The organism is Streptococcus sp. ELY_90, assembly GCF_058314475.1.
This window is the reverse complement of the sequence record NZ_JBZFUJ010000005.1, coordinates 124,438-150,910: the sequence shown is the minus strand read 5'-3', so window position 1 is coordinate 150,910 and position 26,473 is coordinate 124,438. Positions and strand designations below refer to the sequence as shown.

At 42.5% G+C, this 26,473-nt stretch carries 26 protein-coding genes; 22 read left to right on the top strand and 4 right to left on the bottom strand.

The features are described from left to right. The coding region (locus tag AC4HAF_RS04870) for a transposase (protein WP_491096890.1) at positions 1-164 on the bottom strand (164 nt) is incomplete at its 3' end. 173 nt (positions 165-337) lie between these two features. Between AC4HAF_RS04870 and AC4HAF_RS04865 the strand changes: the two genes are divergently transcribed. The 5 genes from AC4HAF_RS04865 to AC4HAF_RS04845 all read left to right on the top strand — a co-directional run bounded on the left by AC4HAF_RS04865 (position 338) and on the right by AC4HAF_RS04845 (position 4,069). Further along, positions 338-835, top strand: a complete 498-nt coding sequence (locus AC4HAF_RS04865) for a sigma-70 RNA polymerase sigma factor region 4 domain-containing protein (protein ID WP_491096886.1) — start codon at positions 338-340, stop codon at positions 833-835. Between the two features lie 342 nt (positions 836-1,177). After that, complete coding sequence (gene ispE, locus AC4HAF_RS04860) at positions 1,178-2,026, top strand: 4-(cytidine 5'-diphospho)-2-C-methyl-D-erythritol kinase (RefSeq protein ID WP_491091956.1); 849 nt, start codon at positions 1,178-1,180, stop codon at positions 2,024-2,026. Positions 2,027-2,113: 87 nt separating this feature from the next. Next, the gene (locus tag AC4HAF_RS04855; RefSeq protein ID WP_491096885.1) at positions 2,114-2,554 is read left to right on the top strand and encodes a zinc-dependent MarR family transcriptional regulator; all 441 of its coding nucleotides are present in this window, start codon (positions 2,114-2,116) and stop codon (positions 2,552-2,554) included. A gap of 2 nt (positions 2,555-2,556) precedes the next feature. Further along, positions 2,557-3,267: a metal ABC transporter ATP-binding protein gene (locus AC4HAF_RS04850; protein ID WP_491096884.1), complete on the top strand. Its 711-nt coding sequence runs from the start codon at positions 2,557-2,559 to the stop codon at positions 3,265-3,267. After that, positions 3,257-4,069 (top strand): metal ABC transporter permease, encoded by an 813-nt coding sequence (locus tag AC4HAF_RS04845; RefSeq protein WP_491092087.1) that lies wholly within the window; start codon positions 3,257-3,259, stop codon positions 4,067-4,069. Before AC4HAF_RS04850 ends, AC4HAF_RS04845 begins: the two co-directional genes overlap by 11 nt. Positions 4,070-4,168: 99 nt before the next feature. Here the strand turns inward: AC4HAF_RS04845 and tyrS are convergent, their stop codons facing one another. Continuing rightward, the gene (gene tyrS / locus AC4HAF_RS04840) at positions 4,169-5,425 is read right to left on the bottom strand and encodes a tyrosine--tRNA ligase (protein ID WP_491096883.1); all 1,257 of its coding nucleotides are present in this window, start codon (positions 5,423-5,425) and stop codon (positions 4,169-4,171) included. Positions 5,426-5,579: 154 nt separating this feature from the next. On the opposite strand from tyrS, the gene pbp1b reads away from it, so the two are divergent. The 14 genes from pbp1b to AC4HAF_RS04770 all read left to right on the top strand — a co-directional run bounded on the left by pbp1b (position 5,580) and on the right by AC4HAF_RS04770 (position 22,951). After that, entirely contained in the window at positions 5,580-7,949 is a 2,370-nt protein-coding gene (gene pbp1b, locus AC4HAF_RS04835) for a penicillin-binding protein PBP1B (RefSeq protein ID WP_491096882.1), read from the top strand. Positions 7,950-8,212: 263 nt separating this feature from the next. Beyond that, the gene (rpoB, locus tag AC4HAF_RS04830) at positions 8,213-11,776 is read left to right on the top strand and encodes a DNA-directed RNA polymerase subunit beta (RefSeq protein WP_491096881.1); all 3,564 of its coding nucleotides are present in this window, start codon (positions 8,213-8,215) and stop codon (positions 11,774-11,776) included. 77 nt (positions 11,777-11,853) lie between these two features. Further along, complete coding sequence (gene rpoC, locus AC4HAF_RS04825) at positions 11,854-15,483, top strand: DNA-directed RNA polymerase subunit beta' (protein WP_491096880.1); 3,630 nt, start codon at positions 11,854-11,856, stop codon at positions 15,481-15,483. 176 nt (positions 15,484-15,659) lie between these two features. Further along, a complete protein-coding gene (locus AC4HAF_RS04820; RefSeq protein ID WP_491096879.1) occupies positions 15,660-16,037 on the top strand; it encodes a DUF1033 family protein in 378 nt (125 codons plus the stop codon). A gap of 91 nt (positions 16,038-16,128) precedes the next feature. Then, positions 16,129-17,070, top strand: coding sequence for a competence type IV pilus ATPase ComGA (gene comGA, locus AC4HAF_RS04815; RefSeq protein WP_491091964.1), 942 nt, complete (start codon positions 16,129-16,131; stop codon positions 17,068-17,070). After that, entirely contained in the window at positions 16,994-18,037 is a 1,044-nt protein-coding gene (comGB, locus tag AC4HAF_RS04810; RefSeq protein WP_491096889.1) for a competence type IV pilus assembly protein ComGB, read from the top strand. The genes comGA and comGB overlap by 77 nt, the downstream gene beginning before the upstream one ends. Beyond that, on the top strand, positions 18,037-18,351 hold the full coding sequence (comGC, locus tag AC4HAF_RS04805) for a competence type IV pilus major pilin ComGC (protein WP_491091966.1): 315 nt from the start codon (positions 18,037-18,039) through the stop codon (positions 18,349-18,351). The genes comGB and comGC overlap by 1 nt, the downstream gene beginning before the upstream one ends. After that, complete coding sequence (gene comGD, locus AC4HAF_RS04800; protein WP_491091967.1) at positions 18,338-18,757, top strand: competence type IV pilus minor pilin ComGD; 420 nt, start codon at positions 18,338-18,340, stop codon at positions 18,755-18,757. The genes comGC and comGD overlap by 14 nt, the downstream gene beginning before the upstream one ends. Beyond that, complete coding sequence (comGE, locus tag AC4HAF_RS04795) at positions 18,711-19,004, top strand: competence type IV pilus minor pilin ComGE (RefSeq protein WP_491096878.1); 294 nt, start codon at positions 18,711-18,713, stop codon at positions 19,002-19,004. The genes comGD and comGE overlap by 47 nt, the downstream gene beginning before the upstream one ends. Next, positions 18,991-19,425 (top strand): competence type IV pilus minor pilin ComGF, encoded by a 435-nt coding sequence (gene comGF, locus AC4HAF_RS04790; protein ID WP_491096877.1) that lies wholly within the window; start codon positions 18,991-18,993, stop codon positions 19,423-19,425. The genes comGE and comGF overlap by 14 nt, the downstream gene beginning before the upstream one ends. Then, on the top strand, positions 19,403-19,813 hold the full coding sequence (gene comGG / locus AC4HAF_RS04785) for a competence type IV pilus minor pilin ComGG (RefSeq protein WP_491096876.1): 411 nt from the start codon (positions 19,403-19,405) through the stop codon (positions 19,811-19,813). Before comGF ends, comGG begins: the two co-directional genes overlap by 23 nt. Positions 19,814-19,861: 48 nt before the next feature. Then, the gene (locus AC4HAF_RS04780; RefSeq protein WP_491096875.1) at positions 19,862-20,815 is read left to right on the top strand and encodes a class I SAM-dependent methyltransferase; all 954 of its coding nucleotides are present in this window, start codon (positions 19,862-19,864) and stop codon (positions 20,813-20,815) included. Positions 20,816-20,874: 59 nt separating this feature from the next. Next, positions 20,875-22,074: an acetate kinase gene (locus AC4HAF_RS04775; RefSeq protein WP_491091973.1), complete on the top strand. Its 1,200-nt coding sequence runs from the start codon at positions 20,875-20,877 to the stop codon at positions 22,072-22,074. 199 nt (positions 22,075-22,273) lie between these two features. Further along, the gene (locus AC4HAF_RS04770; protein ID WP_491096874.1) at positions 22,274-22,951 is read left to right on the top strand and encodes a CPBP family intramembrane glutamic endopeptidase; all 678 of its coding nucleotides are present in this window, start codon (positions 22,274-22,276) and stop codon (positions 22,949-22,951) included. A 111-nt stretch (positions 22,952-23,062) separates the two neighbouring features. Here the strand turns inward: AC4HAF_RS04770 and proC are convergent, their stop codons facing one another. Both proC and pepA read right to left on the bottom strand, forming a co-directional pair. Further along, on the bottom strand, positions 23,063-23,833 hold the full coding sequence (gene proC / locus AC4HAF_RS04765) for a pyrroline-5-carboxylate reductase (protein ID WP_491096873.1): 771 nt from the start codon (positions 23,831-23,833) through the stop codon (positions 23,063-23,065). Between the two features lie 89 nt (positions 23,834-23,922). Next, positions 23,923-24,990, bottom strand: a complete 1,068-nt coding sequence (gene pepA, locus AC4HAF_RS04760; RefSeq protein WP_491091977.1) for a glutamyl aminopeptidase — start codon at positions 24,988-24,990, stop codon at positions 23,923-23,925. 120 nt (positions 24,991-25,110) lie between these two features. On the opposite strand from pepA, the gene AC4HAF_RS04755 reads away from it, so the two are divergent. Genes AC4HAF_RS04755 through ytpR form a run of 3 tightly spaced genes read left to right on the top strand, consistent with a single transcriptional unit; the run spans position 25,111 to position 26,402 of the window. Continuing rightward, entirely contained in the window at positions 25,111-25,398 is a 288-nt protein-coding gene (locus AC4HAF_RS04755; RefSeq protein ID WP_491091978.1) for a DUF4651 domain-containing protein, read from the top strand. Beyond that, positions 25,395-25,724, top strand: coding sequence for a thioredoxin family protein (locus tag AC4HAF_RS04750; RefSeq protein WP_491091979.1), 330 nt, complete (start codon positions 25,395-25,397; stop codon positions 25,722-25,724). The genes AC4HAF_RS04755 and AC4HAF_RS04750 overlap by 4 nt, the downstream gene beginning before the upstream one ends. Positions 25,725-25,775: 51 nt before the next feature. Then, the gene (ytpR, locus tag AC4HAF_RS04745; protein WP_491096872.1) at positions 25,776-26,402 is read left to right on the top strand and encodes a YtpR family tRNA-binding protein; all 627 of its coding nucleotides are present in this window, start codon (positions 25,776-25,778) and stop codon (positions 26,400-26,402) included. Positions 26,403-26,473 lie beyond the last annotated feature (71 nt).

Genomic DNA, 26,473 nt, shown 5'->3' with positions numbered 1-26,473 from the left:
CGCCCATTATCACTGCTATAAGTTTCTTCAACTAAGTCATAGATGAAGTCAAAATCAATCACGGCCTCGATTTTACGCAGAAAGTGATCCTCAGGAACAAGCTGATCAAGCGTATAGAACCCGTATTGATAGCGGTTATAATCTGGTTTTTCTTTGTGAAACATGGCCTTACCTCACAAACTGTTTTCTTTTAGTATACTCCTAAACAGAGCAAAAAGCTCTTAGAAATTCAATTCTAAGAGCTTTGTCTTCAGTCTGAACAGGACATTTATGTCCTGTTCTTAAAATTGCTTTAGCTTTATAATGATGTCATCATATAAAGGAGGGCATCGTGAAGATGGAAGAAAATTTTGAAATTGCTTTTAATAAAGTTAAGCCGATTATATTTAAACTGCAGCGCTATTACTTTATTAAATTATGGACTCGGGAAGACTGGCAACAAGAGGGAATGCTGGTTTTGCATCAGTTATTAAAGGAACATCCTGAACTGACTGAGGATGATTCAAAGCTGTATGTTTATTTTAAAACAAGATTCTCTAATTATATTAAAGATGTTTTGCGCCAGCAGGAAAGTCAAAAAAGACGTTTTAACAAAATGCCTTATGATGAAATTAGTGAGGTGGCTCATTGTGTTTCGGCTGCAGGTATGCAGCTGGATGAATATGTTTTGTTTTATGATCGTTTGACAGCTTATAAGAAAGGGCTGAACGAGAATCAAAAAGAGCAGTTTGAACGTCTGGTGGCTGGTGAGCGATTTTTAGGCAGGCAAAAAATGCTTAAAGATCTCAAGAAAAAATTAAGTGACTTTGATGATACAAGTTTAAGAGAACATTAGGTAAAAATATTTTGCTTATTTTGATTTCGATTGGCTTATCAACACAGAGCTATCAAAAAAGTTAATCAGGTAAAAGCAAAATAAAAGAGAATTTTGGTGAATGGTTTTCTTGAAAGAACCAGCAGGCAAGAAAAAGGGAATTACCGCTGGTACAGTCAATCTTATATTTGATCACCTGTATTACACGTTTATATAATGGAGCTGAGGCTTTTTGCTTCGGCCTTTTTATATGTTCTTTGGCTGCTTTTGACCTGGGAAAAGTTGGTTTTTATACGGTTTGGCAAACCACAGAAGAGAAGTTTTTGGTATAATTAATATAATCATTCACAAGAAAGGCACGATATGGAAATTGTTGAGAAAGCTCCTGCTAAAATCAATCTTGGTCTTGATATTGCCGGCAAGCGTCAGGATGGTTTTCACGAACTGTCAATGATTATGGTCAGTGTGGATTTAAATGATTATATTACGATTACAGAGACTGCAGAGGATCAGATTGTCGTCAAATCAAACAGCTGCAAGCTGCCGCTGAACAGTAAAAATGATGTTTGCAAGGCGGCTCAGCTTTTGAAGGAGCGGTATGAGATTCGCACCGGGCTTGAAATATCGCTGCAAAAATCGATTCCTATATGTGCGGGTTTGGGAGGAGGATCCAGCGATGCGGCTGCAACCCTGCGTGCTCTCAATCGTTTATGGAATCTTAACTTATCAGAAGAAGAACTGATTGAAATTGGCTTTGAAATTGGAAGTGATGTTCCTTACTGCATCAAAGGCGGCTGTGCCCTTATTTCGGGTAAGGGAGAAATTGTTGAAAATCTGCCAAATTCTCTGTCGGCCTGGGTCGTTTTGGTTAAACCTGACTTTGGCATTTCAACAAGAACAATTTTTAAGGAGATTGATACTGACACGATTTCTCGAGTCAATATTGATGCCTTAAAGGAAGCTATTTTGACAGATTCTTATGAAGAGGTGCTGCAGGCCATGGGGAATTCGCTTGAGGATATCACCATTGCCAGAAAACCTTTTATTCAAAAAATTAAGGATCGCATGGATAAATGCGGGGCTGATATTTCTTTGATGACAGGCAGCGGGCCGACAGTTTTTGCGCTCTGCCGGACAGAAAAGCGCGCTAATCGCGTTGTTAACAGCATGAAGGGCTTTTGCAGAGAAGTTTATAAGGTGAGAATATTATAAAAAGAATCGAATTCATTTGATTCTTTTTTTTATTTATGGTAAGATTAAGCGACAAATCATTAACCAGTTAATTAAAAGGAGGGGGCTATGGCATTGGGACAGGACATTGATCACTTGATCAATCAAATTCTTTTAAAGGCTGAAAATCAACATGAGCTGCTGATTGGTTCTTGCCAAAGTGAGATTAAACTGACCAACACCCAGGAGCATATTTTGATGCTGCTGTCACAGGAAAATCTGACAAATTCAGACTTGGCCAAACGGCTGAATGTGAGTCAAGCGGCAGTGACAAAAGCGGTCAAATCTCTTGTGAAGCAGGAGATGCTGGAGTCCATCAAAGATAAGGCTGATGCAAGGGTCACTTATTTTCGTCTGACGGATTTGGCTAAGCCTATTGCTCAGGAGCATGAACACCATCATGCTTTGACGCTGTCGGTTTATGATCATCTCTTGGATACCTTTTCAAAAGAGGAGCAGGCTGTTATCAGTCGCTTTTTAACTGCTTTAAGCAAGGAATTAAAGGAGTAGCTGTGCGATATATTACTGTAAAAAATCTATCTTATCAATATGACTCAGAACCTGTTTTAGAAGGAATTAACTACCATTTAGACAGCGGTGAATTTGTGACACTGACGGGGGAAAACGGGGCTGCCAAGTCAACTTTAATCAAGGCAACTCTGGGTATTTTAAAACCGAAAGTCGGTTCTGTGGAATTTTCCAAAACGAACGTGGCTGGCAAAAAATTGCGCCTGGCCTATCTGCCTCAGCAGATTGCCAGTTTTAATGCCGGTTTTCCAAGTACAGTCTACGAATTTGTTAAATCGGGCCGCTACCCAAGAAACGGCTGGTTCAGACGGCTGACCAAGCATGATGAAGAGCATATCAGGGCAAGCTTAGAGTCGGTTGGTATGTGGGAAAACCGTCATAAACCTATCGGCAGTCTTTCAGGAGGTCAGAAGCAGCGTGCTGTTATCGCCAGAATGTTTGCCAGTGATCCTGATATTTTTGTGTTAGATGAGCCGACAACTGGGATGGATGCAGGAACAACAGAGACCTTTTATGAGCTGATGCACCACAGCGCTCATCAGCACAGCAAAGCAGTTCTGATGATTACACATGATCCTGAAGAGGTTAAGGAATATGCGGACCGAAATATTCATTTGGTGAGAAATCAAGACTTGCCTTGGCGCTGCTTTAATATCCATGGAAAAGATGAGGGAGGAAAAGATGATATTAAGTGATATATTGGCTTATGATTTCATGCAGCGGGCTTTGCTGGCAGTTGTCGCTATCAGTGTTTTTGCTCCGATTTTGGGTTTGTTTCTTATTTTGCGCCGTCAGAGTCTGATGAGTGATACGCTTAGCCACGTCTCCTTAGCAGGTGTTGCTTTCGGAGTTTTGCTGGGAATTTCGCCTACATGGACCACCCTTTTAGTGGTTACTTTAGCTGCTGTGGTTCTTGAATATTTGCGTACTGTTTACCGTCATTATATGGAAATTGCCACTGCTATTTTGATGTCCATGGGTTTGGCTCTTTCTTTAATTGTTATGAGCAAGGCAGGTGACGCTAGCAACGTCAGCCTTGAACAGTACCTCTTTGGTTCTATTATTACTATTAGCCGTGAACAGGTCATTGCTTTGTTTGCGATTGCAGCTATCGTTTTAATTCTTACATTTTGCTTTATCCGTCCTATGTATATTTTGACTTTTGATGAAGAAACGGCCTTTGTAGATGGTTTGCCTGTTCGGCTTATGTCCATTTTGTTCAATGTTGTTACAGGAGTGGCTATTGCTCTTACTATTCCGGCAGCAGGGGCACTTTTGGTATCAACGATTATGGTGTTGCCTGCAAGTATTGCAATGCGGCTGGGAAACAACTTTAAAACGGTTATTGCCTTGGGCATCTTGATTGGTTTTATCGGAATGGTATCTGGTATTTTTATTTCTTATCTGGCTGAAACACCTGCCAGTGCGACAATCACGATGATTTTTATTGGAATTTTCCTATTTGTCGGTCTGCTCAACCAGCTGATAAAAGATTAAATCAATCTGAGATTCAGAAAATTTATACCTGCAAAGAAAAAAGTGAAGTCAATCGAAATCCTTTAGAGATCGATTGACTTCACTTTCTTTGTCATGCGATTAATACGTTAAGACAAAATATTTTTTCTTGCCGCGGCGGATAACAGTCAGCTCGTCATCAACCTTATCTTGGTCAGATAATTGATAATCCAAGTCCTGAACGCGTTCGCCGTTGATATAAACAGCACCGTTTTGCACATCTTCACGAGCCTGACGTTTAGAATTGACAATACCCGCAGTGACTAAAATATCAACGATATTAAGGCTGTCCTCTGATTTTACAGGATAGTTGGGAACATTGCTGAGACCTTGCTTAAGTTCTTTGGCAGAAAGGCTCTTGATATTCCCTGCAAAGAGCTGCTCGGTAATCTTAACAGCTTCTTTATAGGCTTCTTCGCCGTGGACAAAGGTGACAACTTCTTTTGCCAGTGTTTTCTGTGCTAAACGTTCATGAGGAGCCGCTTCGAATTTTACACGGATATCTTCAATTTCATCCAGAGACAGGAAAGTAAAGATTTTAAGAAAACGAACAGCATCGGCATCCATGACATTCAGCCAGAATTGATACATTTCATAAGGAGATGTTTTATCGGCATCGAGCCAGACAGCGTTGCCTTCTGATTTACCGAACTTTTTGCCGGTAGCATCCGTAATTAAGGGAACGGTAATCACATGCCCTTGTTTATCAGCCTTACGGCGGAGCAGTTCGGTACCGGCAGTCATATTGCCCCATTGATCGGAGCCGCCGATTTGTAAGCTGACACCGTATTTTTGATTGAGAACATAAAAATCATAGGCCTGCATAATTTGGTAGGCAAATTCGGTATAGGAAATCCCGGTTTCAATGCGCTTTTTCACAGATTCCTTGCTCATCATGTAGTTGACTGTGAAATATTTACCGACATCCCGCAGGAAATCAATAAAGCTGACAGATTCGAACCAATCATAGTTATTGACCATCTGAGCTTTGTTATCGCCCTTTTCAAACTCAATAAAACGCTCCAGCTGACTGCGAATGCTTTCTACCCAGCCTTTGACGGTTTCTTTGGTCTGAAGGCTGCGCTCATCATCCTTAAAGGAAGGGTCGCCAATCAGTCCGGTAGCTCCTCCGACAAGCGGGTAGGGTTTATGTCCGGCTAATTGCAGGTGCTTCATGACCAAAATCGGGACCAGATGACCCAGATGGAGGCTGTCTGCTGTCGGATCATAGCCTGAATAAAAAGACACAGAGCCTTCATCCAATGCTTTTTTCAGGGCCTCTTCATCAGTAGTTTGAAAGACTAAGCCGCGTGCTTTAAGTTCTTCAAAAATTGTCATTGCTTTTCTCCATATTCTTATAACATTACAAAGCATTATATCAAAAACAACAGGGCCTGTGCAAGTTCTTATGAGAGAGTAAGAAAAGAACTCCTTCATTTAGCGGCTATGTTAAACATGATAAATTTGGTATAATATAAATTGAGGTATTGTTATGTCCCTGCTGGAAAAAATAAAAAGAAAGTTCAAAGAAATAACTGCTAAAAAGCCTGATTTTAGTAAAATCGACTTTGTAAACTGGTTTAAAAATTTAAAGTTAAAAGAATTAAAGCGGACAGATTATCTGGATTTCGGCTCCGTTTTTTTGCGCACCTTTAAACTGCTGTCAGATTTTGCCTACATTCTTCTTCTTTTGTTTGTTTTTTTAGGCATTGGTATGGGATTAGGCTATCTGGCCAGGCAGGTAGAAACCGTAAAGGTTCCTGCTAAGACAGACTTGGTTACTCAGGTCAATACATTAACCAGAATTTCTAAAATGACCTATTCAGATAAGTCGCTGATTTCAACAATTGACACAGACCTTTTAAGAACACCTGTGGATGGCAAAGATATCTCGGAAAATGTGAAAAAGGCTGTTATTGCAACGGAAGATGAGAATTTTAAAGAGCACCATGGGGTTGTTCCCAAAGCTGTGTTCCGAGCAGCACTGGGTTCGGTTTTGGGACTGGGTGAAAGCAGCGGCGGTTCAACACTGACGCAGCAGCTCTTAAAACAGCAGGTTCTGGGGGATGATCCTACTTTCAAACGTAAAACTAAGGAGATCGTTTACGCTCTTGCGCTTGAACGTTATGAGGACAAGGACAGGATTCTGACCAATTATCTGAATGTCTCTCCGTTTGGACGCAATAATAAAGGGCAAAATATTGCCGGAATTGAAGAAGCTGCTCAGGGAATTTTTGGGGTTGCTGCTAAAGATCTGACCATTCCTCAAGCCGCGTTTTTAGCCGGACTGCCGCAAAGTCCCATCACCTATTCGCCTTACACTGCTGCAGGAAAACTCAAGTCAGCAGAAGAAATGAAGCTGGGCCTGAAGCGCTCACAAAATGTGCTGTACAGTATGTATCGCACAGGAGTTTTGTCAAAGGCTGATTATGAAAGCTATAAGCAATACGACCTGAAGAAAGATTTTAGAAAACCTCAGGCAGCCCAAGCAGATTCGCATGACTATTTATACTATGCTGTCTTTGAAGAGGCCAGAGATGCTATGTATGACTATCTTGTCAAACGGGATAAAGTCTCTTCTCAGGATTTAAAAAACGATAAAACCAAAGAAGCCTACAAGGAAAAAGCTCTGCAGGAGCTGCGCTTAGGCGGCTACACGGTCACAACAACTATCAATAAAAAGGTTTATAAAGCTATGCAGACAGCTGTTGCTCAGCATGGCGGCTCTCTTGATGACGGGACGGGGAAAGTTGAAGTCGGCAATGTTCTGATGGATAATTCCAGCGGAGCTGTTCTTGGATTTGTAGGGGGACGTGATTACAAGAGCAATCAAAATAACCATGCTTTTGATACGGCAAGATCACCCGGATCCAGCATCAAGCCATTACTGGCTTACGGACCTGCTATTGATCAAGGGCTTATGGGCAGCTCAAGCATGCTTTCAAATTATCCGACAACTTTTGCCAGCGGACAAAAAATTATGCACTCCGGAGATGAAGGAACGGCGATGGTCAATCTGCAGGAAGCCTTGGACGTTTCCTGGAATATTCCGGCCTACTGGACCTATCAGACCTTGCTGCAAAAGGGTGTAGATGTTCCCAATTATATGGAAAAAATGGGCTATCACATTCCTGAATATTATATCGAAAGCCTTCCTTTAGGCGGCGGGGTTGAAACAACGGTTGCTCAGCAGACAAATGGCTATCAAACGCTCGCTAACGGCGGTGTCTATCAAAAACAATATATGGTTGAAAAGATTACTGACAGCCAGGGCAAAGTCGTTTATCAGCATGCTTCTAAGCCGGTTCGGGTCTATTCGAAAGCGACAGCCAGCATCTTGAATGAGATGCTCAGAGGTCCCATTAGTTCGGGTAAAACCACAACGTTTAAAAATAGACTGAAAGCTCTTAATTCAGGCTTGGCCGGTGCTGACTGGACAGGAAAAACAGGGACAACCGATGATTATACAGATGTTTGGCTGATGCTGTCTACACCCAAGACAACGCTTGGAGGCTGGGCAGGCCATGATGATAACACTTCTTTAAAATCTATGACAGGCTATAACAACAACGCCCAATATATGGCGCACTTGGTCAATGCCATCAATCAGGCCGATCCAAATGTTTGGGGAGCCAACCAGCGTTTCGGTCTTGATTCCAGCGTTATTAAAGCTAATGTTCTGAAATCAACAGGTCTGAAACCGGCGACGGTCAATGTTAATGGAAAGGCTATTTCTGTCGGCGGTGCAACAACTAGCAGCTACTGGGCTAAAAACGGTCCCGGCAATACGGTCTATAAATTTGCTATAGGCGGTACAGACAGCGATTACCAAAAGGCTTGGTCAAAGATTGGAGGCAGATAGCATTTCTTGACAAGCTCAGGGAGATAGTATATAATATACGTAACTATTTGTCGTCTGCTTTGGTTGAAATATTGTCCAATCAGAGCTTACAGCAGTTAAATCAAACTTTAATGAGTCAGATTTAGCTGCTCTTTTTGTGCTTAATTTTCGGTATAGCTCTATTTTGTAATAGATATTTAAACTTTCTGAAAATTAGTGGAAACGGCAAATTTGCTAACGTTTTGGCCTCGGGCAGAGGTCTGGAAAGAAGAAGGAGTTAAAACTTGGCAGGACATGAAGTTCAATACGGTAAGCACCGTACGCGTCGCAGTTTTTCAAGAATCAAAGAAGTTCTTGATTTACCAAATTTGATTGAGATTCAGACGGATTCGTTCAAAGACTTTTTGGATACCGGTCTTAAGGAAGTTTTTGAAGATGTTTTTCCTATTTCAAACTTTACGGAAACCATGGAACTCGAGTTTGTAGGGTATGAAATCAAGGAGCCTAAGTATACTTTGGAAGAAGCAAGCGCTCATGATGCACATTATTCAGCGCCGATTTTTGTAACCTTCCGCCTGATTAATAAAGAAACCGGTGAAATCAAAACCCAGGAAGTCTTCTTTGGCGATTTTCCGCTTATGACTGAAATGGGAACGTTTATCATCAATGGTGCTGAGCGGATTATTGTTTCCCAGTTAGTTCGCTCACCAGGTGTTTACTTTAATGATAAGGTTGATAAAAACGGTAAAGTCGGCTATGGTTCTACGGTTATTCCTAACCGCGGTGCCTGGCTTGAACTTGAGACTGACTCTAAGGATATTGCCTATACACGGATTGACCGGACGCGTAAAATTCCATTTACAACGCTGGTGCGGGCTCTTGGATTTTCCGGTGATGATGAAATTCTTGATATTTTCGGTGAGAGCGACCTGGTGCGCAATACTATCGAGAAAGATATCCACAAAAATCCGAATGATTCCAGAACTGATGAGGCTCTTAAAGAAATTTACGAACGCCTGCGTCCGGGTGAGCCTAAGACAGCTGACAGTTCACGCAGCCTTTTGATTGCGCGTTTCTTTGATGCGCGCCGCTACGATTTAGCAGCTGTCGGCCGTTATAAGATTAACAAAAAATTAAATATCAAAACCCGTCTTTTGAATCAGGTTATTGCTGAAAATCTGGTGGACCCTGAAACGGGTGAAATTCTGGTTGAATCAGGAACTGAAATGACTCGAAGCGTCATTGATTCTATTTCTGATTATCTGGAAGGCGATCTTAACAAGATTGTCTATACACCAAATGAGTATGCTGTTTTGACAGAACCTGTTATTCTGCAAAAATTCAAAGTCGTAGCTCCCAATGATCCGGACCGTGTTGTGACCATTGTCGGCAATGCTAATCCGGATGATAAGGTACGTCACCTAACACCTGCTGATATCTTAGCTGAAATGTCTTATTTCCTTAATTTAGCTGAAGGTCTCGGCAAGGTTGATGACATTGACCACTTAGGGAACCGCCGTATCCGTGCCGTCGGTGAATTGCTGGCCAACCAATTCCGTATCGGTCTGGCTCGTATGGAAAGAAATGTTCGTGAACGGATGTCTGTTCAGGACAATGAGGTTCTCACACCGCAGCAAATCATCAATATCCGTCCGGTGACCGCTGCTATCAAAGAATTCTTTGGCTCTTCTCAATTATCACAGTTTATGGATCAGCACAATCCGCTGTCTGAGCTGTCTCACAAGCGCCGTTTGTCAGCCTTGGGACCTGGCGGTTTGACACGTGACCGTGCAGGTTATGAAGTGCGTGATGTGCACTACACTCATTACGGCCGTATGTGTCCGATTGAAACGCCTGAAGGACCAAACATCGGTTTGATTAACAACTTGTCTTCATACGGACACCTCAACAAATACGGTTTCATCCAAACACCTTACCGCAAGGTTGACCGCAGCACAGGCGTGGTTACCAATGAGATTGAATGGCTGACTGCGGATGAAGAAGATGAATACACTGTTGCTCAGGCCAACTCAAAACTCAATGAAGACGGTACCTTTGCCGAAGAAATCGTCATGGGACGCCACCAAGGGAATAACCAGGAATTTCCGGCAAGTTCAGTCGAATACATGGATGTTTCTCCTAAACAGGTAGTTGCGGTTGCGACAGCTTGTATTCCATTCCTTGAAAACGATGACTCCAACCGTGCTCTTATGGGTGCCAACATGCAGCGTCAGGCTGTGCCTCTGATTGATCCTAAAGCTCCGCTTGTCGGAACAGGTATGGAATATCAGGCTGCCCACGATTCAGGAGCTGCCATTATCGCTCAAAATAACGGTAAGGTCGTTTACTCTGATGCAGACAAGGTCGAAGTCCGCCGCGAAGATGGCTCTCTTGACGTGTACAATATCACAAAATTCCGCCGTTCTAATTCAGGAACTGCCTATAACCAACGTACACTTGTCAAGGTAGGAGACAGCGTAGAAAAGGGTGACTTTATTGCTGACGGTCCTTCTATGGAAAAAGGCGAAATGGCGCTTGGTCAAAATCCTATTGTTGCCTATATGACCTGGGAAGGTTATAACTTTGAAGATGCTGTCATTATGAGTGAACGCCTGGTTAAAGACGATGTTTACACATCTGTTCACTTAGAAGAATTTGAATCTGAAACCCGCGACACAAAACTTGGCCCTGAAGAAATCACGCGTGAAGTTCCAAATGTGGGAGAAGAAGCCCTCAAAGATCTCGATGAAATGGGTATCATCCGCATTGGTGCAGAGGTGAAAGAAGGGGACATTCTTGTCGGAAAAGTAACGCCTAAAGGTGAAAAGGATCTCACTGCTGAAGAGCGTCTCCTGCACGCTATCTTTGGTGACAAATCACGTGAAGTGCGCGATACGTCGCTCCGTGTTCCTCACGGCGGAGACGGTGTTGTCTGTGATGTGAAAATCTTTACCCGTGCCAACGGTGACGAACTTCAATCAGGAGTTAATACGCTTGTTCGTGTTTATATCGCTCAAAAACGTAAGATCAAAGTTGGGGATAAAATGGCCGGACGTCATGGGAACAAGGGTGTCGTTTCACGTATTGTTCCTGTTGAGGACATGCCGTATCTTCCAGACGGAACTCCTGTTGATATTATGCTGAACCCTCTCGGGGTGCCATCACGGATGAATATCGGACAGGTTATGGAACTTCACCTTGGTATGGCTGCCCGCAGCTTAGGCATTCATATCGCAACTCCGGTCTTTGACGGTGCAACGTCCGATGATCTTTGGGAAACGGTCAAAGAAGCCGGTATGGCTTCTGATGCCAAAACTGTTCTCTATGATGGCCGGACTGGTGAACCATTTGATAACCGTGTATCTGTCGGTGTCATGTACATGATCAAGCTCCACCACATGGTTGACGATAAGCTCCATGCCCGTTCTGTCGGTCCTTACTCAACTATCACTCAGCAGCCGCTGGGAGGTAAAGCTCAGTTTGGAGGACAGCGGTTTGGTGAAATGGAAGTTTGGGCACTGGAAGCTTACGGTGCGTCAAATGTACTGCAAGAAATCTTGACTTACAAGTCTGATGATATCACAGGCCGTCTCAAAGCTTATGAAGCCATTACCAAGGGCAATCCGATTCCAAAACCAGGTGTGCCGGAGTCATTCCGCGTTCTTGTGAAGGAATTGCAGTCGCTGGGACTTGATATGCGCGTCCTTGATGAAGATGACAGAGAAGTTGAACTTCGTGATCTTGATGAAGGCGAAGATGAAGATGTTATGCATGTTGATGATCTTGAAAAAGCGCGTGAAAAACAAGTTATTGAAGCCGCCGAATTTGCAAATGGTGATGAAAAATAACAGACAAATAAACTGCCAGCCGCCTCAACTATAGTTTGGCTGTCTGGCTGCTGATAATCATAAGAAAGGTAAAATTAGTGGTTGACGTAAATCGTTTTAAAAGTATGCAAATCACATTAGCTTCGCCGAATAAAGTCCGCTCATGGTCTTACGGCGAGGTTAAAAAACCTGAAACAATCAACTATCGGACCTTAAAACCGGAACGTGACGGTCTGTTTGATGAGGTTATTTTCGGTCCTACTAAGGACTGGGAATGTGCCTGCGGTAAGTACAAGCGTATTCGCTACAAAGGGATTATTTGTGACCGCTGCGGCGTTGAGGTGACTCGTACCAGAGTCCGCCGTGAACGCATGGGGCATATCGAATTGAAAGCGCCTGTTTCTCATATCTGGTACTTCAAAGGCATCCCTTCTCGCATGGGGCTCACTCTTGATATGAGTCCGCGTTCTTTAGAAGAAGTTATTTACTTTGCTGCCTATGTGGTGATTGATCCTAAGGATACACCGCTTGAGCCAAAATCTCTTTTGACTGAGCGCGAGTACCGTGAAAAACTTCAAGAATACGGTCCGGGATCATTCGTTGCCAAAATGGGTGCAGAAGCGATTCAAGACCTCTTGAAACGTGTTGACTTAGATGCAGAAATTGCAGAGCTGAAAGCAGAATTAAAAACAGTTTCCGGGCAAAAACGGGTGAAGGCTGTCCGCCGTTTGGATGTTCTTGATGCCTTCCAAAAATCAGGAAATAAACCTGAGTGGATGGTACTTAACATCCTGCCGGTTATTCCGCCTGATCTTCGTCCGATGCTGCAATTGGATGGCGGCCGCTTTACAACTTCTGACCTTAACGATCTCTACCGCCGTGTTATTAACCGTAACAACCGTTTGGCGCGTTTGCTCGAGCTGAATGCTCCCGGCATTATTGTGCAAAATGAAAAACGGATGCTGCAGGAAGCTGTGGATGCTTTGATTGATAATGGCCGCCGCGGCCGTCCGATTACCGGACCCGGCAGCCGTCCTTTGAAATCTCTCAGTCACATGCTTAAAGGTAAGCAAGGTCGTTTCCGTCAAAACTTGCTCGGTAAACGTGTCGACTTCTCAGGACGTTCGGTTATTGCTGTCGGTCCGACACTTAAGATGTACCAATGCGGTGTGCCGCGTGAAATGGCGATTGAGCTCTTTAAACCGTTTGTCATGCGCGAGATTGTAGCGCGAGACATCGTACAAAATGTCAAGGCAGCAAAACGCTTGATTGAGCGCGGCGATGACCGCATTTGGGATATTCTTGAGGAGGTCATTAAAGAGCATCCGGTTCTTCTTAACCGCGCACCGACTCTTCACCGCTTGGGTATTCAAGCTTTTGAACCCGTTTTGATTGACGGTAAGGCTCTGCGGCTCCATCCGCTGGCCTGTGAAGCTTACAACGCCGACTTTGACGGGGACCAAATGGCTATTCACGTGCCGCTGTCTGAAGAAGCTCAAGCAGAAGCTCGTCTCTTGATGCTGGCTGCTGAACACATTCTTAATCCTAAAGACGGTAAACCAGTCGTTACCCCATCTCAAGATATGGTTCTTGGTAACTACTATCTAACCATGGAAGATGCCGGCCGTGAGGGTGAAGGAATGGTCTTCAAAGACCGTGATGAAGCTGTTATGGCTTATCGCAACGGCTATGTTCATCTCCACAGCCGTGTCGGTATTGCTGTCGACAGCATGTCTGACAAACCATGGACAGATGAGCAAAAGCACAAAATCATGATTACAACTGTTGGTAAAATTCTCTTCAATGATATTATGCCGGCAGACCTTCCTTACCTTCAGGAGCCAAACAATGCCAACTTAACAGACAAAACGCCTGATAAGTATTTCTTAACGCCTGGCTCTGATATCAAGGAAGTTATCAAAAATCTTGACTTAAATATTCCATTTAAGAAGAAAAATCTTGGTAACATTATCGCTGAAATCTTTAAACGTTTCCGTACAACTGAAACTTCAGCCTTTCTTGACCGTTTGAAAGACCTTGGTTATTATCATTCAACCTTGGCCGGTTTAACAGTAGGTATCGCTGACATTCCAGTTATTGATAACAAGCAGGAAATTATAGATGCAGCTCACCACCGTGTTGAAGATATTTCCAAAGCTTTCCGTCGCGGTCTCATGACAGACGAGGATCGCTATGAAGCTGTTACGGCAACTTGGCGTGATGCTAAGGAAAAACTGGAAGAGCGTTTGGTTGAAACACAGGATTCTAAGAATCCGATCGTTATGATGATGGACTCCGGAGCGCGTGGTAACATCTCCAACTTCTCCCAGCTTGCCGGTATGCGCGGCTTGATGGCTGCTCCTAACGGACGCATCATGGAACTGCCGATCCTTTCAAACTTCCGTGAAGGTCTGTCTGTTTTGGAAATGTTCTTCTCAACCCACGGTGCCCGTAAAGGGATGACCGATACAGCGCTTAAGACTGCCGATTCCGGCTATCTTACCCGCCGTTTGGTTGATGTTGCCCAAGATGTTATTATTCGTGAAGACGACTGTCACACTGACCGCGGTCTGACGATTACAGCCATCACCGATGGTAAGGAAGTAACAGAAACGCTTGAAGAACGTCTTGTCGGCCGTTACACCAAGAAGACCGTCAGACATCCGGAAACAAATCAGGTTCTCGTTGGAGCTGATGAGTTGATTACTGAAGACATGGCTCGTAAGATTGTAGATGCTGGAGTTACTGAGGTGACTATCCGTTCAGTCTTTACATGTAATACGCGTCATGGAGTCTGCCGTCATTGTTATGGTATCAACTTGGCAACAGGTGATGCTGTTGAAGTCGGTGAGGCAGTTGGTACGATTGCTGCTCAATCCATCGGTGAACCAGGTACACAGCTTACTATGCGTACCTTCCACACAGGCGGTGTTGCTTCAAATGCCGACATTACACAGGGTCTTCCTCGTATCCAAGAAATCTTTGAAGCCCGCAACCCTAAAGGTGAGGCTGTTATCACAGAGGTTAAGGGACAAGTCACAGACATTGAAGAAGACGCTGCTACCCGCACTAAAAAGGTTTACGTCAAAGGTGCAACAGGAGAAGGTGAGTACACAGTACCATTTACAGCTCGCATGAAAGTTGAAGTGGGTGATGAAGTTCACCGCGGAGCACCGCTGACAGAAGGTTCTATCCAGCCAAAACACTTGCTGGAAGTCCGCGATACCTTATCTGTTGAAATTTATCTTCTTTCTGAAGTCCAAAAAGTGTATCGCAGCCAAGGGGTAGAAATTGGAGATAAGCACGTTGAAGTTATGGTTCGCCAAATGCTTCGCAAAGTACGTGTTATGGATCCGGGAGATACAGATCTTCTTCCGGGCGTTCTGATGGATATTGCTGACTTTACAGATGCCAACAAGGATATTGTTATTGCCGGCGGTATTCCAGCCACAAGCCGTCCGGTCCTCATGGGGATTACGAAAGCTTCCCTTGAAACAAATTCATTCTTGTCTGCTGCTTCTTTCCAAGAAACAACTCGTGTTCTTACAGACGCTGCGATCCGCGGTAAGAAGGATCACTTGCTTGGTCTTAAAGAAAATGTTATTATCGGTAAGATTATTCCGGCTGGTACCGGAATGGCACGCTACCGCAACATTGAGCCGCAGGCTGTTAATGAAGTCGAGCTTATTGAAGACACTGAAATCGATGAAACACCTGTAACAGAATAAAAAGAGTCCTGCTTTGAGCTGCTTTTCGATCGTTAGATTTTATGTCTAACTTTTGGGAGGCAGCTCAGCTTAGCAGGGCTTTTTTATAATAATTCTAATCTTTCTCATAAATGAGCAGAACTTTTTTAAAATTGAGACTTTTCCTATATAATGAGGATATTAAGGAAGTAAAGTTTATGTATCAGGTAGTAAAAATGTACGGCGATATGGAACCTTGGTGGTTCTTGGATGGCTGGAAAGATGACATCGTTCAGGTTTATGAATTTGACCATTATTATGAAGCTCTAAAATATTATAAAAAGGAATGGCTGAACTTACATGGTTCTCATTCAGGCTTTAACAGCCGCAGCAGTATTATGACAGCTTTTTGGGATGAAGAAGACCAGCGCTGGTGTGAGGAGTGCGATGAGTATGTGCAGCAGTACTATTCCTTAGCTCTTTTAACCGATTGGCAGGAAATCCCTGAGGAAATGCACCGCCCGGCCTATGACAGACGAAGCGACAAGCCTAATCACCGAGCCTGCTCTATTAAGAAAAATAAACCGCAAGTGTAAGCTGCGGTTTATTTTTTTGCTTTAAAAACAAAATTAATAAGATTTTATTCAAAATTTTCTTTCTTTACGAATGAATAAAGTAGGAGGGTTTATGGTTCAAGAGTTAGGAAAGAAAATTATTGCAGAAGCCGTTCAAAACAGAGCGCAGGATATTTATATTATTCCTAAAAAAGATTTTTATGAGCTCTATATGAGAATCGGAGATGAAAGAAGATTTATTGATGATTATGAGCACCAGTTTATGGCAAATCTTATCAGCCATTTCAAATTTGTCGCAGGAATGAACGTCGGAGAAAAAAGACGAAGCCAGTTAGGAGCCTGCGATTATTCTTACGATGAAGATAAGTCAATCTCTTTGCGGCTCTCAAGTGTCGGCGATTACCGCAGTTATGAGAGTCTGGTCATTCGTCTCTTGTTTGACGGCCGCCACGATTTAAAATTTTGGTTTAATGGCATGAATCTCATTTTAAAGGAAATTAAAGGGAGGGGACTTTATCTCTTTTCAGGCCCGGTCGGCAGCGGCAAAACAACACTTATGTACCAGTTAGTCAAAGAGAAGTTTAGCCGCAGGCAGGTGATTACTATTGAAGATCCAGTGGAAATTAAACAGGACGATATGCTGCAGCTGCAGTTAAATGAGAGCATTGAGATGACTTACGATAATTTAATTAAACTGTCTCTCAGGCATCGTCCTGACATTCTGATTATTGGGGAGATCAGAGATAAAGAGACTGCAAGGGCCGTTATCAGAGCAAGTCTGACCGGAGCAGTTGTTTTTTCAACTATTCATGCTAAGAGTATTCCCGGAGTCTATGCCAGGCTTTTGGAATTGGGGGTCAGTCGGGAAGAGCTGGAAAATGCTTTACGCGGGATTGCTTACCAACGTTTAATTAAGGGAGGAGGTGTCATTGATTTTGCCCAAGGAGACTACCAAAAGCATTCAGCGCAAAAGTGGAATAAACAAATTGACAGCCTTTTTGCAGAAGGACATATCACTCAGGAAGAAGCAGAGGCAGAAAAGATTAAGGACTGAAAAACAGCGGAAGGTTATCCAATTATTTAATAATCTTTTTGCCAGCGGCTTCAACCTGACTGAAATTGTAGATTTTTTAGAGCGCAGCCGCTTACTGGCAAAAGTTTATACAGACAGTATGCGTCAGGGGCTCCTAAACGGTTTGAATTTAGCAGAAATAATGGGTTCCTTAGGCTTTTCTGACAATGTGGTTACACAGTTAGCACTTTCTGAAATTCATGGGAATACTCAGAAAAGTCTCTTAAAAATCGAGGCCTACTTAAACAATCTCATTATTGTCAGAAAGAAGCTGGTGGAAGTAACCACCTATCCTGTTATTCTCATTATCTTTCTTATTCTTATTATGCTGGGATTAAAAAATTACCTGCTGCCTCAGCTTGAAAATGGGAATTTTGCGACGGAACTTATTTCACATTTCCCGCTTATTTTTCTTTTAGGGTGCGGATTTCTCATGATTTTAACAGGAGTTTTTTATCTTCTTGCAAGGAGAATGACTAGAATTCGTTTAATGACGGTTTACAGTCAGATACCGTTTATAGGCCGTTATTTTCGGCTGTATTTGACGGCTTATTATGCACGGGAATGGGGCAATCTTATAGGACAGGGAGTAGAGATGGCCCAGATTGTTCGACTGATGCAGGAGCAAAAGTCGAGGCTCTTTAGAGAAATTGGCGATGATATGGAAAGGGCACTTATATCTGGTCAGGAATTTCACCAGAAGGTCTTAGATTATCCTTTCTTTTTAAGAGAACTCAGTCTGATGATTGAATATGGAGAAGTAAAGTCAAAACTGGGCAGTGAGCTTGAAATTTATGCTGAGGAGAGCTGGGAGCGTTTCTTTAGTAAGATCAACAAAGCAATGCAGTTCATCCAGCCTCTTGTCTTTGTCCTGGTAGCGTTGGTTATCGTAATGATTTATGCAGCAATGCTGCTGCCGATTTATCAAAATATGGAGGTTCATTTATAATGAAAAAGTTAAAGAAAGTGACCGTAAAAGGTTTTACCCTGATTGAAATGTTAGTCGTTTTGCTGATTATCAGTGTTTTGCTGCTTTTATTTGTGCCTAATTTGGCAAAACAAAAAGACAAGGTAAAAGATACTGGGAATTCAGCCGTTGTCAAAGTCGTTGAAAGCCAGGCTGAACTCTATGAATTGGATCAGACAGGATCGGCGACTCTTTCAAAATTAGTAGCCGGCGGCAACATTACTCAGGAACAGGCGGATTCTTATAAAGCCTATTATGCGAAACATCCTGAAAAGGCACGTCATGTGGCGAATTAAAGCTTTTACACTTTTGGAGAGCCTGATAACTCTGGCTATTACAGCTTTTTTAATCCTAATTCTGTCTGGAGGGATCAGTCAGACTTTTGCCAGTGTGGAAGAGCAGCTCTTTTTTCTGTCGTTTGAACATCTTTATCGTGATACACAGAAGCTCAGTTCTCTATCTAAGCAGGAAATGACTTTAACTTTAGACAAGGGAGAGATTTCTAATGGTGTTGAGACGCTTGATGTTCCTGAGAATATAAAATTAGAAAAAACCATGGCGCTGCATTTTGATCAGGCAGGCGGCAACTCATCGCTGGCTAAATTTAGTTTCCGGACTCCAAAAAAGACAGTAACTTATCAATTATATATAGGGAGTGGTCAATATAAAAAGACAGAAAATGAAAGCTTATATTCTCCTTGAAAGTCTAATTGCTTTGGGACTTTTGGTAACAATCACATCTTTGATTCTTCAGCAGATGAATCACGATCAAAAAAGGCTTGCTGACAATTTACAAAGGCAGGAGATGATGAATCTGGCGACAATGGCTGTTCAGACTAACCAAGATAACCTGAGCCTTAATGGTGTCAGTGTGAGAGTTGCTAGAGATGAAACAGCAATTACTGTTTACAATGGTCAAAAGGAGGTTATAAGCCTTGTTAAAGAGTAAATTAAGGGCTTTTACACTTCTGGAGTGTCTGGTCGCCCTGCTTGTTATTGCCGGCAGCATATCCGTTTACAGCGGTCTCACTAAAGTAATCAGCAGCAACGTTCACTATTTATCAAAAAATCAACAGGATAAATGGCTGCTCTTCTGCCAGCAATTTCGCTCAGAACTTGAGGGGACAAGTTTTCAGAAACTAGAAGGTCATAAACTTTATATCAGTAAAGACGGACAGAATTTGGCTTTTGGCAAATCAAAGGCGACAGATTTTAGGAAGACTAATGCTGACGGGCGCGGTTATCAGCCGATGCTGACAGGAGTAAAGACAGCCTATTTTAAACAATCAGGGGAAGTTGTGAAGCTGGATATTACTTTTGATAATGGATTAGAGAGGACTTTCATCTATGCGTTCGATGAGAAAGGTTAAGGCGGGTGTTCTTTTATATGCCCTTCTAATGGCAGCGATATTCAGTCTTTTATTGCAGTTTTACCTTAACCGTGTTCTGGCAATGGAAAGGCAGAGTCAAGAACAATTATCAGCCAGCCAAGCCTACCTTATGGCAGAATTAACTCAGGATTTAGCTGAAGATAACAAGGGGCAGTTTACCTTTAACTACGGTCATTCAAGTTATCAAAAGGAGAATCAGCAGATTTTGATTGACGTGCATTTGAAAAGCGGTCAATCTTATCACTATCATTTTAAGGAAGAGGATAAAAGAACTGCGGAGAAGGCGGCTAAAAGAAATTCTGAAAAAGATAAAGCAAATCTTGAGGAATCAAAAGAAAATAGGAGTTCTCAATCTAAAAACTACTGATTTTGCCAGTTCAATCTATTTTTGATATGATAGGTGCTGGAGGAAATTATGGATTTTGGAAAAATAGAAACAGCCTATAATTTACTGTTGGAGAATTGTCAGCAACTGGAAACAAGGCTTCAGACAAATCTTTATGATGCTCTAATCGAGCAAAATGCTTATTATCTGGGAGCTGATGGAGCCGGTGATATAATCACTCAGAATAATTATAAATTACAGCAGCTGAATCTCAGCAAAGAAGAGTGGCGCAGAGCTTTTCAGTTTCTGTTTATTAAGGCAGCCCAAGAGCATCAGCTGCAGGCAAACCACCAGTTTACCCCGGATAGTATCGGTTTTATCATTCTCTATTTATTGGAAGAATTGACTGACAGTGACCAGTTAGATATTCTTGAAATCGGATCGGGAACAGGAAATCTCGCAGAAACACTGGTTAATAACAGCTCGAAACAGCTCGACTATATGGGGATTGAGGTTGATGATCTTTTGATTGATCTGTCAGCAAGTGTTGCGGATGTTTTAGATTCTCCTGTTCATTTTATTCAAGAAGATGCAGTGCGGCCGCAAATTTTAAAGGAAAGTGATGTTATTATCAGCGATTTACCTGTTGGTTTTTATCCTAATGATGATATTGCGATGCGCTATAAAGTTGCAGCAAAAGAGGGGCATACCTACGCTCATCATCTTTTAATGGAGCAGTCGCTTAAGTACTTAAAGAAAAATGGACTGGCCATTTTTTTGGCACCTGTTGATTTGCTGACCAGCGAACAGAGTCCTTTATTAAAGGCTTGGCTGCAAGAAAAAGCCGCTGTTTTATCGGTCATTTCTTTACCGGAGACAGTCTTCAGTCATAAAAACAATATGAAATCTATTTTTGTTTTAAAGAAGCAGATCAAGCAAGATTTCGAAACTTTTGTTTACCCCTTAACGGATTTACAGGACCCTGACATTTTACGAAGTTTTATGAAAAATTTCAAAAAATGGAAGGAAGATAATGCCATTTAAGTGATAATTTGCTATAATAATCTTATATAATCGTAAACGATTTCATGAAGGGGTATATTATGTCAAAAACAATTTCTATTAATGCAGGGTCTTCAAGCCTGAAATGGCAGCTTTATCAAATGCCTGAAGAACAGGTATTAGCTAAGGGTTTAATTGAGCGTATTGGTAAAGATGATGCGATTTCGACAGTAAAATTTGATGGTCAAAATGTTTCTGAAACTTTGGCAATTAAAGACCATACAGCTGCTGTAAAAATTCTTTTGGATGATTTAATTCACTTAGGAATTATCAAATCTTATGACGAAATTACAGGTGTGGGGCATCGTGTGGTTGCAGGCGGTACTTATTTTAATGAATCTGTTCTGGTAGACAGTGAAGAGGTTATTGAAAAAGTTGAGGAGCTGGCCCTTCTGGCTCCCCTGCATAACAAAGCCAATGCTGCGGGAATACGGGCATTTAAAGAAATTCTGCCAGACATTACCAGTGTTGTGGTTTTTGACACGGCTTTCCACACAACCATGCCGGAGGTTGCTTATCGCTATCCGCTGCCGAATAAATACTTCACAGAAAATAAAGTTCGTAAATACGGTGCGCACGGTACCAGCCATTATTATGTCGCTCATGAAGCAGCTAAAGTTTTAGGGAAGCCTATTGAAGAGCTTAAACTTATTACGGCTCATATGGGGAATGGTGTTTCTCTCACAGCAGTTGATGGCGGCAAATCAGTAGATACCTCCATGGGATTCACTCCGCTGGGCGGTGTTATGATGGGAACACGTACGGGAGATCTTGATCCTGCCATTATTCCTTATCTGATGGATAATACAGATGATTTCAAAACACCGGAAGATATCCGCCGTATTTTCAACCATGAGTCCGGTCTGCTTGGCATTTCAGAATTATCTAATGATATGCGTGAGATTGAGACAGCAACGAAAAATGGCGATAAAGATGCATCCTTGGCTTATGCCATGTTTGTTGACCGTATTGTGAAACATATTGGTGCCTATGCAGCGGTAATGAATGGTGTCGATGCTATTGTCTTTACAGCAGGTATTGGTGAAAATGATGCTCATATTCGTGATGAAATTATCAAGCATTTTTCTTGGATTGGTGCGGATATTGTTGCAGAAAAAAATAACGCTCATCCAGCCTACGGTGTGGTATCATCAGATGATGCCAAGGTTAAAGTACTGGTTATTCCAACCGACGAAGAGCTTGTCATTGCGCGTGATGTTGAGCGTCTGAAAGTTAAATAAGTTATCACATTTTATGATAAGACCGAAAAAGCTGATAGATATTACCTATCAACTTTTTTGTTAGGAAAGCCCAGTTATGCTAAAAATTATCTGCGGCGCTGATTTGAACAGCCAGTTCTTAATGTTACTTGGTAAAAAGTATGGAACTTGGCCTTTTGCTGTAAGACTGTGAAAAGCACAGATTAGTTAAAGGAGAGATATGAAAGGAATTTTAAAAAAAGCAGTGTCCATAGCTGCCATTGTCGGTTTATTTGTTGTGAGCCAGCTGCCTGATGTGCTGATGATGGTTTGGAAAAAAGAAAGCTCCATTCTGAATGGCTGGCAAACCTTAACGATTATTGCTATGCAAATCCTTATAATCGTTGGTTTTTATGTGCTGGCCAGACGAAAAAAACTGATTGACGTCGGTATTAAGCAGTGGCTGAGTTGGAAAACTTTTGGGGTTGTTTCGCTGGGATTTATCGCATTATTCATTGTTAAGCTTATTGGCGGTATTATTTTAACCCTGGAAGGCAAAACCACGACGAACAATCAGGCAACCATTGATCAGCTGTTTGAAAATTCCTCGCTTTTGATTATGTTCCTGTTTATTGTTATTATAGCTCCCTTGACAGAAGAAATCATTTTTAGGGGCCTTATTCCGAAATTATTCTCAAAGCGTTTTGAAGGCCTTGGATTTGCTGTCGGAGCCCTGCTTTTCGGCCTGCTTCACGGTCCCAGTGACATTGGCAGTTTTGTCTTATATGTTGGTATGGGAATTGTTTTAGCCATTGTTTGCTATAAATTTAAGCATCTGGAATACAGTATTTGGATACATGGTCTCAACAATGCTATGGGCTTTGTTGCCATACTTGTGACTAATCTGATGAATAAATAACTTTTAGTTTTTATTTGCTGCGGGAAACAACTTGTCTGCAGATTTTCAAATATCATTTAAAAAATAAATGCTTGCAAAGCCAAATGGTAAGTCTTTACAAGCATTTTTCTTTTACATGTTTTTAGCTTTTTCGATAGTTGTATCAATAGCCGAGATGGCACTGGCAGTGAATCCTGTCTTTTCCAAGTCTAAGAGTCCTGCAATAGTTGTACCGCCCGGACTTGAAACTTTATCAATAAAATCGTTGGGGCTGATACCGCTCAAGAGAAGGTTCTGGCTGGTAGCCAGAACGGTCTGGCTGACAATATCAAGGGCCAAATCCTTGGGAAAACCGTATTTCAAGCCGGCTTTAGCCAGAGCTTCAATAAAGAGTGCAATATAAGCGGGGCTGGAGCCTGCCAGAGCAGTGAAAGCATCAAAGTCTTTTTCAGCAATTTCAAAGGTTGTGCCAAATGAGTCGGTCATTTGCTTGGCTGTTTCAAAGAGCTGGTCAGAAACCTTATCATTGCGGCAAATAGCAGTGCTGCTTTTAAGCAGCTGTGCATTGAGATTAGGCATAATGCGGATGATAGGAAGGTTGGCTTGGGTCAGTTGGGCCAGACGGCTCAAGCTTGTTCCGGCAGCCATTGAAAGAATAGGCTTGTTAACAGTCAGGCCTGCTAGAACATCCGGCAGGACCTGCGGTTTAACTCCCAAAACAACAAGGTCGGCTTTATCAATAATCTCTTGCTGAGAAGCTGCAAAATCAACTTCCAGCGCATCAGCCTTGGCCTTGCTTTTTTCAAGAGTGCTGTCGGCGATAATCACTTTGAATGCTGTTTTTTTCAGTCCGGTAATGATGGCGCTGGCCATTTTGCCAACGCCGATAAATCCAATAATCATAGGGAAGCAGAAGACTTAGGAGATGCAAGATGCTAATGAAGCTGATTTAGCAAACATAGAGCATGAAGCATTTGCCCGTCTCATCCTTTCTAATAGTTTTTTATAAGATTAACAGTTGAGCGGTCGAGTTTTTTTATAATGGCTTGAAGGAAATGCTGCGCCTGCAGGAAATCATCCAAGGAGTAAAGTGTTTGATGCGAGTGAATATAGCGGGCACAAACACCGATGGTTGTTGAAGGAATCCCGCTGTTTTGAAGATGAGCTGCACCGGCATCTGTTCCGCCTTTAGCAGCATAATATTGGTACTTAATGCCAGCTTCTTCAGCTGTTGTCAGCAGGAAGTCCCGCATATTTTTAAGCATCAGGTGTCCCGGATCGTAGAAGCGAATCAGGGTACCTTCTCCGATTTTTCCTTGATCGCCGTAAACATCGCCGGCAGGCGAGCAGTCAACTGCAAAGAAGATTTCCGGGTCAAATTTAGTAGTTGAAACATGGGCACCGCGCAGGCCTACCTCTTCCTGAACGTTGGCGCCGGCAATGAGGGTACTGTTCATCTGCTGATTTTTAAGGTTTTCTAATAATTCTGTAACCATAAGAAGGCCGTAGCGGTTATCCCAAGCTTTAGAAATGACATTTTGCTGATTAGCTGTCAAAATAGCTTCTGTTTGCGGAACGATAATATCGCCCGGGGAGATACCGTAGCGTTCAGCTTCTGCCTTATCAGCAAAGCCTGCATCAAAGACAATGTCTTCAACGTTTGGCAGTGAAGGAGAGCCATTGCTGTGACGCAGAAAATGCGGCGGGACAGATCCGGAAATCAGAGGAATCATTTGATTGTTACGCGTATAAAGGGTAAAACGCTGAGAGCTGATCACCAAAGGATTCCAGCCGCCGATAGCTAAAGCACGCAGAGTTCCGTCTTCTTTGATCTGGCTAACCATAAAACCGACTTCATCCATGTGGGCTGCGACCATAACACGAGGAGCATTTTCAGCAGAACTGTGTTTGATGCCGAAAATACCGCCCAAGCCATCTGTCTGGACTTCGTCTGTCAAAGGTGTGATTTTAGACCGCAGAAAATCACGAATATTGCTTTCATAGCCGGCAATACCGTCTAATTCGGTGACTGTTTTGATCTTATCGAATAAATCCGTCATTTTAACCTCTCATAACTACAAAGGGATAATGTATTAATCTAAGCTGCCAGTTGCATTTCTTAAATCCCTGTTTAATCCTATACTTTATATTTTAGCATGTTTTATGATAAAATAAAGGTTATGAAAAATAAAAAAATCACACTGGTGTCTGCCGGTCTTGCGGGAATAAGCGGTGCTATTCTTGCCGGCCTGATTGCTCAAAGGCGTTTGGCAGATCGCAAACGCGACAGGATTAAAAAGGAGATTCGGCAGTTTTTCAGCCAATTTGGTGAGATTGCTGTCCTTTATATCAACGAATTTGAATCAGATAAGAAAAAGCTCTGCGGCGGTGTGGTCATGAAAGATGATACTGTCTATCAATTTACGCATCAAAACAGCACTATTGACTATAAGGAGGAAAAAAGATGATTGCTCCGCAGTCTTATGAGGAATTAGCAGCCTATCTGGAACAAAAGGAAAGAGTTGTTTTCTTTTTCGCTGCGGACTGGTGCCCGGACTGTCAGTTCATCTATCCGCTTATGCCGGAGATTGAAGCGGAAAATTCCGACTTTACCTTTGTGCGTGTAGATCGTGATGCTTTTATAGAGCTGGCTCAAAGATGGAATGTTTTTGGCATCCCAAGCTTTATCGTGGCAGAAAATGGGACAGAAATCGGCCGTTTTGTTAATAAACAGCGCAAAACAAAAGCTCAAGTCAATGCTTTTTTGGCAGAACTGAAGGTTCATAAATCTTAGGGACCAGCTTTAAAATTCATGTAAAAATTGAAATAATTGAAAGGAATAGAAATGATTTTTACTTATAATAAGCAGTATGTCGGTGACGTTTTAATGGTTATTGTCAAAGACAGCAAGGGCGGCAAACTGTCCTTTGAACGGAAAGGGAACATTGCCCGTATCTTCTTGCAGGAAAGCAATGAAACGGTTGCCTGGAATATTTTTGAAGTGTCTGACCTGATTGCTCTTGAAGGGGTTGGTCAGCTGGCGCTGACAGACGAACAGGTAGGTGTTTTAAATGCGGAATTGGCTAAAGAAGGTTTTCGGGAAAGTCTGGAAAATGATTCCGATCCTAAATTCGTGGTCGGCGAGATTGTTGAAATGGTTCCTCATCCGGACAGTGACCATCTCAATATTTGTCAAGTCAAGATAGCAGCTGATAAAATTGTTCAAATCGTTGCCGGAGCTCCCAACGCAGCTCTTGGTTTAAAAACGATTGTGGCTTTGCCGGGAGCTATGATGCCAAACGGCAGTCTGATTTTTCCGGGAAGTTTAAGAGGTGAAAAGAGTTTTGGCATGATGTGTTCTCCGCGGGAACTTGCTTTGCCAAATGCCCCGCAAAAACGCGGCATTATTGAGCTTGCCGCAAATGCGGCAGTAGGGGAAGCTTTCGATGCTAAGAAACATTGGCAAGGATAATGTAAGACACAAAAAGCAGATGATAACGCGGATATTATTGTTTCAGGAGTTGAGCTGACAAGTGCTTTACT